Here is a 16,460-nt window from a genome sequence, read left to right as displayed (position 1 = left end):
ACTCCAAAACTATGTTAGATTATGTTATCGTTCGGTATAACGATTACGCAACGCTTCAAGTTTTTCTGAATCCAAGCCATACTCTTCTTCAAAATAAGATTCATACGTTCCGTATTTTTCAATGATTGCTGATAGGGCACTCTTCAGATATCCTGGTTTAATAATGAGTCCTGGAACTTTATAAAGTAATGTTTCTACTGTACGTCCTTCTTTAAGACGGCGTACCTCATTCTCGAAAATTGCGTCATACGCTTCCATAGAAAGCATGTAATCATAAACAATCGCATCTTCATGCATACCTAGAGCTAATTGGATCAACGCTGTCGCAACGCCTGTTCTATCTTTACCTGCAGTGCAATTATGTAAATATGGTACTGCATCATCTTCTTGTAATACTTTAAACACATTTTGATAAGCTGGGTTCGAAAACGGTAATTTTTCGTAAAACTCAATCATACTCTCAGAAGATAACACTGTATAAGGAACACTTGGGTCTTCTTCAAACCCTCCGAGATGTAACGATGCGGATATATTATGAACATTCTTTGCAAGGCCTTCCTTGCGTTCATCCTTATCCAACTCAGTTGGTTCTCTAAAATCATGTAAATTTTGAATGTTTAATGTTTTAACGTAAGCTCGGTCTTCCTCAGTCAGATCACGGTAAGAACCGGAACGATAAAAAATACCTGTTTTAATTTTTCGGCCATCTTTAGTGGGATATCCACCAAAATCTCTAAAGTTTATTAATTCACTCATAGCAATTCCTCCATTTAAGCATTGTATCATAAATCACGTTTTAACGTAAAATTAACAATGCCTTCATCATATTATAACGATTATACACTATATTATTGATTAGAGCACACGCTCATAGGATATTATCGACTCCATGATAATACTCTATCCCAGCTTAGACCACTGGGCTAAGGCACGATAAGTGCCTTTTACTTTAGATATACACATGAATTATGGTATCTTTTAAACATAGGAGGTACTACAATGAGAAATCCATACACACGAGAACTACGTACAATATTTGTTGCTGGCGGGTGTTTCTGGGGTGTCCAGGAATACTATAAGCGATTAAAAGGTATTGAGAATACGGCAGTTGGTTATGCAAACAGTAATCAAGAGAACATTTCATATCAAGAAGTTTGTTCGGGAAAGACAGGTGCTGTAGAAGCTGTAATGATTCAATATAATCATGCAGTCATCTCCCTTGATGAAATCGTTGATCACTTATTTCGAATTATAGACCCCACAAGTTTCAACAAACAAGGTAATGATATTGGGACACAGTACCGTACAGGGATCTATTATGAACACGAAAGTGATCAAGAACATCTTGAATCACTGTTAAAAACATACCAAGAACACTATTCAAAACCCCTAGCAGTTGAAGTGTTACCACTCTTAAACTTTACGAGAGCTGAAGAAGAACACCAAGATTATCTTGAAGTTCATCCTGGGGGATACTGCCATATCGATTTTTCACTCGCAAAAAGTTCTGAGTTGAAGCAATAACAATGAACCTAAGGATGTGCTACTGCATACAAATTTGTGGAAGTTTAATAATAATTTCACATATTTACTCTATAAGTGTTTAACACGATACAAATAGAAGTCGATTGTGTGTGAAATCAAACTTTTGTTGATTCACATAATAAATCCTACTATATAATATTTATGTGAATTAGATTTTGATTTAATTCAGTATGATATCATCTTTGGTAGGATGATTGATTCTAATACTCAAATCGTTTAATCTCATCTAAGTTATCGATTAAACACAACTTCCTTTTTCAACAAAAGGTTTAATTAAGGCAATTGTGCCTGTCCTTAATTAAAATATTCCCTTCAGATGTAGTTCGAATGGAATCACAAATAATAAAAAACCACCAGATTTGGTGGTTTTTTATTATTTACCTAAAAGCTTAAACATATTTTTCTTATAAACTTCAACACCGGGTTGATCAAATGGATTCACATCTAACATATATACCGACATTGCGAGTGCTTTAAAGAAGAAGTACATCGCATAACCTAAGTTCTCTTCATTTGCTTCATCAATATGAATAAGAACATTGGGTACACCACCAGTTACTTCATGTGCTTCTAAAGTTCCTTCAAATGCTTTTTCATTAATCCAGTGCAAACTCTTACCAGCCAAATAATTCATTTGGTCTAAGTCATCCGCTTCCGTTGGAACAACCATATCTGCAATAGGTTTATCAACAAGTACAACTGTTTCAAATAAAACTTTATTTCCATCTTGTACAAACTGTCCCATTGAATGAAGGTCTGTTGAGAAGTTTACACTTGCAGGTAACAATCCTTTTCCATCTTTCCCTTCAGATTCTCCAAAGAGTTGTTTCCACCATTCCGCGAGAAACACAAGATGTGATTCATAACTCACAAACATTTCCACTGATTTACCTTGCTTCTCAAGCATACGACGCACGACTGCGTATACGTATGCAGGGTTAGAAGATAAATCAGAATTATTCAATTCAAATGTTGCTTTCTTGACACCAGCCATAAACTTATCAATATCTAAGCCTGCTGCTGCCATTGGTAACAATCCCACAGGAGTAATCACTGAGAAACGACCACCAATATCATCTGGAATTACAAACGATTCATATCCCTTGGCATCTGCCTGCGGTTTTAATAATCCTCGTTCTTTATCCGTCGTAGCATAAATTCGTTTAGAAGCTTCATCGCCATATTTTTCTTCCATAAACTGACGAATCATTCTAAATGCTAATGCTGTTTCGGTTGTAGTACCGGATTTGGAAATGACATTACATGCAACTTCTTTATCTTTAATATAGTCTAAAATACGAACTACAGAAGTTGATGAAAATGTATTCCCAACATAAATAATCTCTAAATCATTTTTTGGGAAAGGGCCTTGAATCATTTCAATCGCAGCACGACTTCCCAAATAAGAACCGCCAATTCCACAAACAAGTAAAACTTCAGCTTGATCTTGAATTCGTTTTGCACATTCTTTAATACGCGCAAATTCTTCAATATCATAGCGTTCTGCCCAATCAAGCCAACCCAGGTAATCATTACCTTTACCGCTTCGTGAATGAATCATATCATGAATACGACTCACTTCGTCTTGATAACTTAATACATCTTCTTCTAATAAAGCATGTTTTAAATCTACTCTAATCATTGGATTCTCCTTTTCCGATAACCACTGAGGCATCATATCCGCAAGCGTTTCAAAGCCAATGGTATCACTTGGAACTAAGGGTCTTTTGTGATCTTTTGACTGACGATCTTTACGTGAAGAGTAATTCAATGCTTTCAACGAGAGTCGTAATTGATGCGGTCCTTCGCTCACATCAATTATTTTCGCAATGATACGTTCACCTTGGCTCACAAATTGGCGAATATCACGCACAAAATCATCTGAAATCTCAGATATGTGAATTAATCCAGTTGTATTTTCATCGATTGAGACAAAGGCTCCATAAGGTTGAATTCCTGTAATGGTCCCCTCGACAATCTGTCCGTTCATATACATTCTTTTCATAAATCTCTACCTCAATAACATTGTTATTATAACACAGTATCTAATGTATGATATAATAACTTCCGAAGAGGTGACCACATGAGCGATAATTTTTACCCCATTATTTCTGCACTTGTTGCAAATATTTTAGCTCAAGTTCTAAAACCGTTTTTCCACTATTTAAAAACAGGTGAAAAGAACTTAAGTATGATTTTTGAAAGTGGTGGCTTTCCAAGTTCCCATACCGCTCTTGTTATTGGTTTAACACTTGCGCTTGGCTACCAGTCTGGATTTTCTTCGCAATATTTCTTTATTTCTCTTGTCTTTTCGTTGACAGTGATTTATGATGCTGCGAATGTACGTTACTATGCCGGACAGAATATTAAAATTACAAAACAATTAATTCAAGATATTGAAGTCTTAACTCAAACAACATTAGAGAATCCAATTTATAGACAAAAGATAAAAGAAGTCCTCGGCCATAAATGGGTTGAGGTCGTTGGTGGATTTTTACTCGGATTTATAACTGCATCATTACTATACTTTATGAGGATACCATCATGACCCTAGAAGAACGCATTATTGAATCTCTCGATAAAATACGTCCCTACATCCAACGTGATGGTGGTGACATGGAGTTTGTCAGTGTTGATGAAAACGGTGTTGTGACCGTTAAACTCCTTGGAGCTTGCATTGGATGTGGATTAATCGATTATACTTTAAAAGGTGGCGTTGAGGCTTTACTTATGGATGAAATTCCAGAAGTAACAGGTGTTATTGCCCAAGATTACTTTGAATGAGAACTCCGGTTCTCATTTTTTTTTGGATTCTGCTAATCATAGAAAAAAGACTAGGGATTTCCCTAGTCTTCTTCAGAAAACTGACTGTTATAAAGTGTTGCATAGAATCCATTTTGAGCAAGCAGCTCATCATGGCTTCCCTTTTCAACAATATCACCTTTATCCATAACAAGGATTAAATCGGCATTTTTAATTGTTGATAGACGGTGTGCAATAATAAAACTTGTGCGTCCTTCCATTAAGACATCTAATGCTTTTTGGATTAGAACTTCTGTCCGTGTATCGACGGAACTTGTCGCTTCATCAAGAATTAAAATTTTCGGATCAGCAAGAATTGCTCGAGCGATCGTTAATAATTGTTTTTGTCCTTGAGAAATATTAGTTGTTTCTTCATTAAGTACTGTTTGATAGCCTTCTGGGAGTGTTCGAACAAAGTAATCGACTTGAGCTTTCATTGCAGCCTCATGGACTTCTTCATCCGTAGCATCCAGTTTACCATAACGAATATTTTCATTAATTGTATCGCTATACAACCAAGTATCTTGAAGAACCATACCGATTAGATTACGAAGATCTTCACGCTTAATGTCTCGAATATCATGATCATCAACCTTAATTGATCCCGAAGTTACATCATAGAATCTCATTAAGAGTTTCACGATCGTTGTTTTACCAGCTCCGGTAGGACCTACAATCGCAATTTTTTGACCCGGCTTAACATCAGCACTGAAATCATTGATAATTGTCACATCTGAATCGTATCCAAAATTAACATTCTCAAAGGATACGTGACCTTCAACCTTACTTACATCAATTACTGTGTCTGCATCTTCGACTTCTTCAGGTTCTTCTAAATAGTTAAAGACACGTTCTGCGGCAGCAAGGGATTGTTGGAATGTAGAGGATAAGTTACCCAATTGCGCAATCGGGTTCATAAAACTTCTCATATATTGAATAAAGGACTGAATATCCCCTACACTAATAATTCCACCGGATGCAAAATACCCACCGAGAATACTTACTACCACATAACCAAAGTTACCAACGAAATTCATAATTGGATGAATCATACCCGAGAAAAAACTACTCTTCCAAGCTGCATCATACAGATTATTATTATGATCATCAAATTCCGCAATTGATCGTTCCTCACCATTGTAAGCTTTCACAACAACATGGCTCCCATACATTTCTTCAATATGGCCATTTAGTGATCCAAGATATTTTTGTTGGTTTCTAAAGAACACTTGTGATTTTGACATGATGAAGAAAATGAGTCCAAAGGATAGCGGCAGTACTAATATTGCTGCTAGGGTCATTTGCCAGTTAATCGAGAACATCATGTAGAGAATCCCTACGATGGTCGTGATGGAGGTAATAACTTGAGTAATACTACTTGTTAAGTTTTGATCGATTACATCGATGTCATTTGTAACAAGTGACAGAACTTCTCCTGTTGTCGTTCCATCAAAATACTTCAAGGGTAATTTTTCGATTTTTTCATGCATACGTTTACGAAGATCGTATGTTAAGTCACGTGAAATACGTGCCATAATCCATCCTTGAATATAGCTAAAGAGTAAACTAGCAACATAGATTCCAAGAAGCCATAATACGATCCCTTTGATTTTTTCAAAATCAACCGAACCAACGCCTTGTACTTTAGCCATTAATCCCTCAAATAAAACGGTCGTTGCTTGTCCCATAACTTTTGGACCAACAATTGTAAAGATGGTTGATAATAATGCAAAGATTATAACTATAATCATTTTTACTTTAAAGGGTTTAATCAGTGCAATCATTTTTTTAAGAACTGCTTTAGAATTTTCTGGTTTCGAAGGTTTTACTGAAGCGTTATTTTGATTCATAATTTAATTCCTCCTCCGATAATTGTGATGATGCGATTTCATAGTATGTAGGACAAGATTTCAATAACTCATTATGAGTCCCTTTACCTACGATTCGTCCTTCATCTAAAACGATAATTTGGTCTGCATCCATAATTGTGTTTACACGTTGCGCAACGATTAACAGTGTTGCATGGTTTAAGTTCTCATGAATTGATTTACGTAAGAGTTGATCTGTTTTAAAGTCTAAAGCAGAAAAACTATCATCAAAAATAAAGATTGAAGCATCTTTGACAAGTGCTCTTGCGATGCTTAGACGTTGTTTTTGTCCACCTGATACGTTTGTACCACCTTGGGCAATCTCATAATCAAGACCATCTTTTTTATCAAGGATGAAATTTGCTTGCGCAATTTGAAGCGCTTTTGTGACTTCTTCGTCCGTTGCATCTTCTTTACCGTAGACAAGATTTGATTTTGCTGTTCCAGTAAGGAGTACACCTTTTTGTGGTACATAACCGATTTCTTCGCGTAAATCATGGGTTGATACATCTTTAACGTCAACGCCATTTACCTTAACCGTACCTGAAGTAACATCATAAAAGCGTGGCACTAAGTTAATTAGGGTAGATTTTCCAGAACCAGTAGATCCGATAAATGCGGTCGTCTCCCCAGGTTTTGCGACAAAGTTAATATCGTGAAGAACATATTCGTCTGCGTCACCATATTTAAAGTCTACATTTTCAAATTCGACGAGACCACGGTCTGAAGCATTAAATGCTTTTGCTTCATTTGGTTCATGAATTGTATTTTTAGTATCGAGTAATTCATTAATTCGATTCAATGATACTACTGCACGTGGTACAAAAATAAACATCATCGCGATCATTAAGAATGACATAATAATTTGCATTGAATATTGCATAAACGCCATCATATCACCAATTTGAAGAATTCCTTCTGCGATTTGATGCGAACCAAACCAGATAATCGCAAGCATTGTCGCATTCATGAGGAAGTTCATCAGTGGCATCATTAATGACATCACACGGTTAATAAAGAGTGCGAGATCAGCACGCTCTGAGTTTGCTTTATCAAAACGTTTATTCTCAAAATCTTTATTACCAAATGCACGAATAACCATAACACCGCTTAGATTTTCTCTAAATACTAAATTTAATCGGTCAACGAATTTTTGCATAACCTTAAACTTAGGTACCGCAACAAAGTAAATAACAACTAAAAATGAGAGTAATGCTGCACATGTTACGACAATAATCCATGTCATCGATGTATCACGTTGAGAAATCATAATAATTCCCCCAATTGCCATGATTGGCGCATAGAAGAACATGCGAATTCCCATAGTAATCATTTGTTGAACTTGGTTTACATCGTTAACGGTTCGAACTACCATTGACGAAGATGAAAATTTATCAAATTCTTCAGCTGAAAAACTTTGAACTTTTTCGAAGATTTCTTTACGAAGATTCTTTGAAAAACCAGATCCAATTTTAGCGGATACAAATGCAACTGCAATCGTAGCGATCATTCCAACAATCGTAATTCCGATCATTCCGCCACCTTTTTTTAGAATATACTGATTTTGCATTGTTGGAATATCTTTTCCGAGTTCTTCATAGAACATTTTTGCGAAAACGACACCTGTTTGTTGTTTCAAACTATCTTCCATGCCTGCTGCTTTTGTGTATGCCGCTTCTTTAACCGCTGGATCCATGTATTTAAACATAGGCGTTAGAGCATACATTTGTTTGATATCAAAATCATCGGTGATTTTGCCACTTAATGCGGGCATTTCTGATTCGGAACCTTCACCAAGATTCATTAAGGTCCAAACACTTTCTCCTACGAGAATATCTGTTGCTTCGCGATCAATATTTTGTTTAATAACATATCGATCTCCGCTCATCTCATACGATGATGAGAATGCTTGACCTTGTTCTTGTGGCAATATCGCTACAATTAAGTCATGACCATCTTTGCTTATTTCATCGGGACTTGCATGTTCAACACCGTTTTGTTGAATACCAACATTAACAATATGAGACATGTAGTTGGGTAACTTCAAATCCGCGAAAGCTTGGACAAACAAGAACGCAATTGAAATGAGTATTGCACCTAAGAATGGTTTTAAATTTTTTAGGACTCGTTTCATATACTAACCTCTTTCTTATCTATGCATATCTTAGCACATCAAAGTTTAGGTTATTTTTTTTAACCCTCGCATTAAAGATGTTTCAAAAATATTACATATAATTGTACATTATGGATATAATGAACAATGTTCATTTATTAGTATATTCCTATTTATTTTAATGTGCAATACATTTACTTAAAAAATGTATAAATATATATACAAATGATAATTTCATAAATTCATAAAAAATAGACGGGATATCCCGTCTATTTTAAACTTCCATCGTTCTTAAATGCATACTTTTTACCATCAATAGATTTTGAACCTGTAACCATCATTCCTGATTTATCAAGGTAGTACCATTTATTTGCTATTTTCTTCCAACCCGTTGCCATTGCGCCTGAGTTTTCAAGGTAGTACCACTTGTTCGATACTTTCTTCCATCCTGTTGCCATCGCACCTGAGTTTTCAAGGTAGTACCATTTGTTTGCTACCTTTTTCCATCCTGTAGCCATTGCGCCTGAATTTTCAAGGTAGTACCACTTGTTTGATACTCTCTTCCATCCTGTTGCCATCGCACCTGAGTTTTCAAGGTAGTACCACTTGTTTGATACTTTCTTCCATCCTGTTGCCATCGCACCTGAGTTTTCAAGGTAGTACCATTTGTTTGCTACCTTCTTCCAACCCGTAACCATAGCACCCGTATTATCGAGGTAGTACCATTTGTCTCCTACCTTCTTCCATCCTGTTGCCATTCCACCTGATTTCTCAATATAGAACCACTTATTATCTTTCTTAATCCACCCTTCTTTTGAATTCGATTCGGGTTTTGATTGATCAACTGGCTTCTTTTGATCTTTAGGTTTTTCTTTATCAACTGGTTTTTCTACTTTAACGGGACTTTCAGGCTCTACTTTAGAATCACTTTCTTCATTTTGGAATGATTTGACAAGTGATTCTAAATCTGCACGAATCGTCTTAATTTCCGAAATCGATTGAGCTCTGTAAATCATAGATAAGTATGCATCTCTATTGATGAGTGTAATTTCTTTATTTCTTATTTTCTCGCCATCCACACTATATGAATCAAAAATATCTGATTCTAAATAATCTTGAAGTTTATTTTTTTCTTCATCAACTACTGATTGATATTTTCCAATAAATCGTTGGAGTACATCTGGTTTTCGAACATCTCCACTTCTTTGGATATAAATTTCAAGAAGTTCCTGTAGTTTCTTCTCTCTTTGTTTTATATCTTTAATTGTCTTTAAGGATTCAACAACCGCATTCGCACGTTCCAAGTTTGGATATACATCTCTTACAACTTGAATTTGGCGATTTCTCCGCATAGCATAAAGTTCAAGATACAATGGATGAATTTCTTTTTCCATCATATTTTCGAGCCGGTTATAGTCAATAAACTCGCTGACCCCTAGACCCAAAGCAAAGTTGATATTATTTAGTTTGTCATTATACTCGCTTGAATCTGAAACTAAGAAATCCTCATGCGCTTCAGGTAAATAATTTACTTCTGCAGCAATTTCATTCATACTACGAATTCTATTTCTTAGAGGAACTATAAATGCTTCTAATGGAGCTCTACCTTTAACTTTATCTTCATATTTTACTAAAATACGGTGTTTCACCTCGTAATTCACGAGTAAATCAACGTATGCTTCATCAAGTTCAGGAATCGTTAATCTTTCAAAATTTTCAAGATACATAGCATCCTGCATAAAACTTCTGTAGCCGATTCTAGTTGCTAGGTTTTGGATGCTTTGTTTAAACATATGGTGAATGTTTTGAAGACTCATTCCTTCATTTTTAAGTTCACTTACAATCGAGTTAATCTCTTCATTCACTGCTTCGAAACTTTGGTACCCCTTTGGTTCATTTATAAGAAACGGCTTCACTTTTTGATTAATTAGAGATACCAAATTTTCAATATAAGCATCAGTCATTTTGTTGTATTCCTGAGCATGTATCCCTGTCCCAGGTAAAACTGGGAGCAATCCAACTTGTTCACCGATTAGTGGAATCACAGAAATATCTGTCGAATCAGCAAAAGCTGTTTGTAGTGGCATTGCAGTTAAAAGTAAGCACGACATAAGACTTACTTTCGGAAATAGGTGTTTTTTCTTTTTCATAATTTATCCCCCTCTTGATTTCCACTTGAAGAATAATATATGTTGGCATAATTTGTAAACAATTTATTTAATATACTCTTTTTAGTAGTAAAGAATGAAATGTATACATTACTTTTAAAAGAAAAACCACCTTAGTAAGATGGTTTTAGAGTTATAGATTTTTAATTTGATTCATTAAATTCTGCTCAGTTTGCGTAAGGTGCAATCTCAGTTGACTCTCGCGATAAACGGTACCAAATGCACAATTGGACACCATAACAATGGGTGGCATTTGCACGCGTTTATAAACCGCAGTATTCATCGTCTTAAGTACCCACTGAATATCTTCGACAAACGCTTCCCCTTTATCTAAACCATAAGAGGCTAAGTATTTTCCTAGATTGGATTCATAAATAGATCCATCAAGGTATGAATTGAGAACAATTCCCAAACGACCATGCATTAATTCGTCAATCAATAAATCGTGATAACCCCACTTCATTGGATCAAATTGATCTTGAGCAAGTTCAGCACTTGGCGCAAATTCCCAATCAACGCGATTTTCTAATTCAACGGGAATTAAGTTCTCCGGCACAATTTCTTGACCTTCAATTCGATTTAAAGTCCGACCAATCATTCCAACTTCCATCTTTGTAAGATCACCTAAGATAGCAAGTGCACCAATTGCATCACCATAAAGTGTTGCATAACCGAGAGCAACCTCAATTTTATTTCCATTATTCATGACAACACCATTTTCGAGGCTTGAAACGGTCATTAACGTATGCCCTCTCAGTCTTGCTTGAACATTTTCAAAAGCAAGACCAGTAACATCTGAGTAAGCACCAAATTTCATGCTTTCAACGGTTGCATCAGTCATTGCAGCAATCGGGATTTCTAAAAATTTAAAACCCAGAACTTTACTTAGATGATATGCATTGTTTTTGGTAATATCGCGGTTGAATTGACTTGGCATTGTGACACCAACAACTCGGTCTTTTCCTAATGCCTTCACAAGCAAGGCGATGGATACACTGCTATCCAATCCTCCCGAAACACCAACAATCCATTTTGGTCCATAAGATAGTGCTTCTTCATCAAAATAACGAATTGCTGAAATTAGAGCATGATACATCTTATCTTCGTAGCTAGGTTTATTTGTTACTTGGACTTTTAAATCGACGATATCGAAAGTTTGTTTAAAATTAGCGTCCAAATACGTCACAGATTCAGAAGACACAACCATGCTGCCACCATCAAATAACACAACATTCTTACCATTATTTTGCATCCCTGTCGCATTCACATAAATAAATGGAATGTCTAAGTTCTGTCTTCTAATTTCCTCAAGACGCATAGATTCCTTATGTTTATGCCATGGCGAACAGGATATATTGATCATTAGGTCTGGGCTGTGTTGCATCATTAACTCTGTCGGTTTTAGATCACTTGATTTATCCCACAGGTCTTCACAGACTTGAATACTAATTCGATCACCCTTAAAGATGAATGGCTCAAAATTGTGGTCACCTGGTTCAAAATATCTTTTATCATCAAAAATACCGTAGTTCGGAAGCAAATGCTTCATATAAACACCTGCAGACTCGTGGTTCGCTCTCTCTACCCATTCACCCTTATAGGCAAAAAAAGCAGCATTGTAGAGTCTATCGTTTTTTTGATAAATATTTCCCCAGACAATCCCAATCTCATCAGACAACAATCGAATACGATCATTATAAGCCATCAGTTCATCAATATTTGATTGGTTATTCATACGATCACCAACAAGGTAGCCTCCGACTGCAAGTTCAGGAAACACAATCAGATCAGCTTTACCCTTAGATTTTTCTACGATTTCTTGAATCATTTCAAAATTTGCTTGTGGATTATTTGCTTTAACTCTTAATTGTGCAATTGCAATTTTCATTTTTTCTCCTCCAATTGACGATAACGTTCATAGGCAAACACACTGCATGCCCCAACACTACTCAAGGATACACGAGCATCGTAATCAATTCGCACGTTGACATCACTTATATCTAATACACTTTTTGAGAGTCCACGTAAAGCACCACCCAAACAAATACATACACGATCTGGCAATTTATAAGTTAACAGAGATTCACTCTCATCACCACGATGCGCAGCAGCCATTACTACTTTTTTAGCTTTGATAGCTTTTAAATCACTACTTAAATCATCACTTTGCATCCACCATAACGATTCACTTGCACCCGCACTGGCACGAATTAACTTGGCTTCATGTTCATAGAAATCATAACTTGGAGTGATGATACCATCAAATCCGAGTGAAGCCACAGTTCGACAAATTTCTCCAAGATTAAATGGATCTGTCACTCCTTCAATACACATTAAAGAAAGTGTTTGCTTTGGTAAATAATTGAGGGGATCACTAATTCGCTTACCACATGATACGAGATAACCGCCATGCGTTTTATTTGTGGCTAATGCGTCCATTTCTTCACGGGACATTCGTTTGATCTTGAGTCCTTCCGCAATGCGCTCTACATAACGTGACTCCTTGTCATTGTGCTTATCTAAAATTGCTACAAACTCAATGTCACGTTTACGTTCTTTAAGAATTGCCTTAACACTAATTTTTCCTGATACAATCATAATTTCTCCTTGATGAGTCCTTATCTTCACGATTTCGACTTCTTACTTAATTATACAACAATCTCAATTAGATATACGAATTCTTGGCTTTGTTGGATAAAAAAACAATAAAGATTGTTTCTTTATTGTTTCTTTATTGTTTTTTTATTTCTATTAAACCTGGAAAAATGCCCATCCACAATATATGAGGAGTATATCTAAAAACGTTCCGGTAATGCCGACTGCATTGAGTAAGGTTGTAAATTCAGGAATCGATAATAGATTCAATCGATATCCAAAAATACAAATAATCACAAAAGATAGGACTACTTTTCCCACCCAACGATTGTTTTTCTTTTGTAACGGTGCTAAGAAGTATCCAATTACCAACATCAACACCATCCAAACAGTAGTCGCAATTCCTACTAAAGAAGTTGGTAAAACAGAAAATAGAAATTTATAAACAATTGCACTTGCAAGAATTACCAATAAAGCTGACCATGTTCGTTTCATTCTACAACCCCTTCCTGTTTAAGACGGATATACATTCCAATAAGCAAACCAAATGATGGGACAGCTGTAGAAACAATCCACAAAATCGAAGACCAGTGAATTCGCATTAGTTTTTCAATAAAAGTCCCCATTAATGGATTCACAAAACTATAGATCATCCAAACAACGCGACTTGACTCAAAAAACGATAGAATGTATAGACCGCTAAAAGTTATAAAGAGAATCATAAATAAAACGATAAGCGCAAAATCTACACTCTTTAAAATTCGACTTTTATTTTTAATTGCTATTACGATCAAGTAACCTGGAATTGCATATGCTACAAGACCGTATAGTGAGACAATAATTATTTGAAAAATCATGGGAAGATTTACTAAAAGTTTTGAAAGTGGGTGAAGCGAGTTATAGGCAAAAAGATGTATCGTTCCTAAGAGAACGTGAACCATGATGATAATTCCTAAAAACTTATAGTCCCCCTGCTTAAAAAATAATTTAAACCGCGTAAAACTACTCTGCTTTGTATTCATTGTTTGTTCCATAAATATCTCCTACTTAATATTACGTGCCTTCAAGAACATACTGTCTCCAAATGAGAAGAATCGGTATTTTGAATCGACAGCATGTTTATAGGCATGATCAATTTCTTCTTTACCCATAAATGCACTTACCAGCATAATTAATGTTGATTTCGGTAAGTGGAAATTTGTAATAATTGCATCAACCGCTTTCCATTCATAACCCGGATAAATAAAGATTTCACTATTACCTTGGCATTCTTTGAATGTGCCATATTTAGACATAACAGTTTCTAATGTGCGAACAGAAGTAGTTCCTACCGCAATAATTCGACGTCCTTCTCTCTTAGCAGTGTTAAGAATATCTGCTGTATCCTGAGTCATTGTATACGCTTCGCTGTGCATTTTATGTTCTAAAACATTATCAACTTTAACAGGTCTAAATGTACCCAGCCCTACGTGGAGTGTAACAGGCGCAATTGTAATACCCTTGGCTTGGATTGCATCCAGTAATTCCGGTGTGAAATGAAGTCCTGCAGTTGGTGCTGCCGCACTTCCCTCTACACGAGAATATACTGTTTGGTAACGTTCCTTATCTTCCAAACGTTCATGAATATATGGAGGTAGAGGCATTTGTCCAAGTTCATCTAAGATTTCAAGAAAAATCCCGTCAAATATTAGATCAAAATTTCTAAGTCCTTCATCACCAACGTGTGTACAAATAGCTTTTAATTGTCCATCTCCAAAACTTAATTCGGTACCAAGTTTAACAACCTTCGCATTTCCTACCAAACATTCAGCAGTTTTTCCTTCAAATTTTAGAATTAATAATTCAACATGTGCGCCTGTTTCCGGTTTCTCTCCAAATAAACGCGCTGCGATAACACGGGTATCATTTAAAACTAAAACATCACCCTCATTTAAATAATCAATAATATTGTAGAAGCGTTTATCTTCTAGGTTCATTCCATCAACAACAAGTAATCGCGATTCACTTCGCTTTTCAGCAGGAGTTTGTGCAATTAGTTCCTCTGGCAAATCAAAATCAAAATCATTTACATTCATAATTTACTCCTTGGTTTATATCGTATTACATCTTCACTATTTTACCATAAAGCCAGTGCTCTGACACGATTTTGTGTAATTCACAAAATTGCAAAAAAAAACTTGGTTCATACGAACCAAGTTTAATGTTTGATTACCATCCTGGATGGTCATCTCCTGTAATGCCATAACTCTCATAAACTTCATCACGAAGTTGAAGTAAACGATCTTCTTTAATTGCCTCACGGATGTCTTCCATGAGTTTCAATAAGAATCGAAGGTTATGAATGGATAGAAGACGCATACCAAATCCTTCATTACAACGTATTAAGTGTCGTAAATAAGATTTTGTATAGTTTTGACAGCATTCGCAGTCACAATTTTCATCAAGTGGAGAAAAATCATATTCCCACTTACGGTTTTTAATATTAACACGACCTGTAGAGGTCATTGCTGTACCATGTCGAGCAATTCGAGTAGGTAATACGCAGTCAAACATATCAACACCACGTAGTACGCCTTCGAAAATTGCATCAACACTTCCTACACCCATTAAATAACGAGGTTTATCTTCAGGTAAGAAATCAATCGTATGATCGATCATTTGCCACATAACATCTTTGGGTTCACCAACGCTTGTTCCCCCGATTGAATAACCTGGGAAATCCATTGCAACTAATTCTTTAGCGCAATGCTCACGAAGGTCAGCATACTTACCACCCTGGACAATACCGAATAACGCTTGTGTCTCAGGATTTTGATGTGCAGCTTTACCACGAGCAGCCCAACGAATTGTGCGCTCTACAGAATTTTTCATATATTCATAAGTTGCAGGATAAGGAGGACATTCATCGAAACTCATCATAATGTCTGGTCCTAATGCATTTTGAACCTGAATTGCTTTTTCAGGCGTTAAGAATAGTTTCTCACCGCTAAGGTGACTTCTAAACTCAACACCCTCTTCAGAAATTGTACGAATTTTTCCAAGTGAGAACACTTGAAATCCGCCACTGTCTGTTAAAATTGGTCCATTATAATTCATAAATTTGTGGAGTCCGCCAGCTTGACGAACTACATCTTCCCCAGGTCTTAACCATAGGTGATACGTATTACTTAAAATAACTTGGGAACCTATTTTACGTAAATCTTCTGGTGACAGAAATTTTACGCTTGCTAGCGTCCCTACCGGCATAAACATCGGTGTTTCAACAGTACCATGGTGCGTTTCAATAGTTGTAAGACGCGCCTTGGATTCATTTGATTTTTTAATTAAAGTCAACTTCAATGGTTTATTGCCTAAACTCATATTATCGAT

14 protein-coding genes and 1 pseudogene are annotated in these 16,460 nt (G+C 36.0%); 3 read left to right on the top strand and 12 right to left on the bottom strand.

The window, feature by feature from the left end:
• Positions 1 to 24 precede the first annotated feature (24 nt).
• Positions 25 to 756 (bottom strand): tyrosine-protein phosphatase, encoded by a 732-nt coding sequence (locus EL194_RS03930; protein WP_034886888.1) that lies wholly within the window; start codon positions 754 to 756, stop codon positions 25 to 27.
• Positions 757 to 999: 243 nt separating this feature from the next.
• Between EL194_RS03930 and msrA the strand changes: the two genes are divergently transcribed.
• The gene (gene msrA / locus EL194_RS03925) at positions 1,000 to 1,524 is read left to right on the top strand and encodes a peptide-methionine (S)-S-oxide reductase MsrA (protein WP_003775950.1); all 525 of its coding nucleotides are present in this window, start codon (positions 1,000 to 1,002) and stop codon (positions 1,522 to 1,524) included.
• A gap of 394 nt (positions 1,525 to 1,918) precedes the next feature.
• Here the strand turns inward: msrA and EL194_RS03920 are convergent, their stop codons facing one another.
• Both EL194_RS03920 and EL194_RS08640 read right to left on the bottom strand, forming a co-directional pair.
• Positions 1,919 to 3,187 (bottom strand): glucose-6-phosphate isomerase, encoded by a 1,269-nt coding sequence (locus EL194_RS03920; RefSeq protein WP_034886913.1) that lies wholly within the window; start codon positions 3,185 to 3,187, stop codon positions 1,919 to 1,921.
• 24 nt (positions 3,188 to 3,211) lie between these two features.
• Positions 3,212 to 3,535 (bottom strand): annotated as a pseudogene (locus EL194_RS08640) (S1 RNA-binding domain-containing protein); the annotation flags it as partial.
• 93 nt (positions 3,536 to 3,628) lie between these two features.
• Between EL194_RS08640 and EL194_RS03915 the strand changes: the two are divergent.
• Complete coding sequence (locus tag EL194_RS03915; protein ID WP_003775955.1) at positions 3,629 to 4,093, top strand: divergent PAP2 family protein; 465 nt, start codon at positions 3,629 to 3,631, stop codon at positions 4,091 to 4,093.
• A complete protein-coding gene (locus EL194_RS03910) occupies positions 4,090 to 4,329 on the top strand; it encodes a NifU family protein (RefSeq protein ID WP_003775957.1) in 240 nt (79 codons plus the stop codon). The genes EL194_RS03915 and EL194_RS03910 overlap by 4 nt, the downstream gene beginning before the upstream one ends.
• A 62-nt stretch (positions 4,330 to 4,391) precedes the next feature.
• On the opposite strand, the gene EL194_RS03905 is transcribed toward EL194_RS03910, so the two are convergent.
• The 9 genes from EL194_RS03905 to tgt form a co-directional block, all read right to left on the bottom strand.
• Positions 4,392 to 6,197: an ABC transporter ATP-binding protein gene (locus EL194_RS03905; RefSeq protein ID WP_003775958.1), complete on the bottom strand. Its 1,806-nt coding sequence runs from the start codon at positions 6,195 to 6,197 to the stop codon at positions 4,392 to 4,394.
• Positions 6,184 to 8,349, bottom strand: coding sequence for an ABC transporter ATP-binding protein (locus EL194_RS03900; protein WP_003775961.1), 2,166 nt, complete (start codon positions 8,347 to 8,349; stop codon positions 6,184 to 6,186). The genes EL194_RS03905 and EL194_RS03900 overlap by 14 nt, the downstream gene beginning before the upstream one ends.
• A 248-nt stretch (positions 8,350 to 8,597) precedes the next feature.
• Positions 8,598 to 10,478, bottom strand: a complete 1,881-nt coding sequence (gene spaA, locus EL194_RS03895) for a surface protective antigen adhesin SpaA (protein WP_003775966.1) — start codon at positions 10,476 to 10,478, stop codon at positions 8,598 to 8,600.
• 151 nt (positions 10,479 to 10,629) lie between these two features.
• On the bottom strand, positions 10,630 to 12,384 hold the full coding sequence (gene nadE, locus EL194_RS03890) for an NAD(+) synthase (RefSeq protein WP_003775968.1): 1,755 nt from the start codon (positions 12,382 to 12,384) through the stop codon (positions 10,630 to 10,632).
• Positions 12,381 to 13,094 (bottom strand): TrmH family RNA methyltransferase, encoded by a 714-nt coding sequence (locus EL194_RS03885; protein WP_013852444.1) that lies wholly within the window; start codon positions 13,092 to 13,094, stop codon positions 12,381 to 12,383. The genes nadE and EL194_RS03885 overlap by 4 nt, the downstream gene beginning before the upstream one ends.
• A 153-nt stretch (positions 13,095 to 13,247) precedes the next feature.
• Entirely contained in the window at positions 13,248 to 13,586 is a 339-nt protein-coding gene (locus EL194_RS03880) for a hypothetical protein (protein ID WP_003775971.1), read from the bottom strand.
• Entirely contained in the window at positions 13,583 to 14,125 is a 543-nt protein-coding gene (locus tag EL194_RS03875; protein ID WP_003775972.1) for a hypothetical protein, read from the bottom strand. Before EL194_RS03875 ends, EL194_RS03880 begins: the two co-directional genes overlap by 4 nt.
• Positions 14,126 to 14,134: 9 nt before the next feature.
• Entirely contained in the window at positions 14,135 to 15,166 is a 1,032-nt protein-coding gene (gene queA, locus EL194_RS03870; protein WP_003775974.1) for a tRNA preQ1(34) S-adenosylmethionine ribosyltransferase-isomerase QueA, read from the bottom strand.
• Positions 15,167 to 15,299: 133 nt separating this feature from the next.
• Positions 15,300 to 16,451, bottom strand: a complete 1,152-nt coding sequence (tgt, locus tag EL194_RS03865; protein ID WP_003775975.1) for a tRNA guanosine(34) transglycosylase Tgt — start codon at positions 16,449 to 16,451, stop codon at positions 15,300 to 15,302.
• Positions 16,452 to 16,460: the final 9 nt, after the last annotated feature.

The sequence above is a fragment of the Erysipelothrix rhusiopathiae genome, from assembly GCF_900637845.1.
Lineage (GTDB): Bacteria > Bacillota_I > Bacilli_A > Erysipelotrichales > Erysipelotrichaceae > Erysipelothrix > Erysipelothrix rhusiopathiae.
Note: the sequence above shows the minus strand (reverse complement) of the source record. Positions and strands in the feature narration are given on the sequence as shown.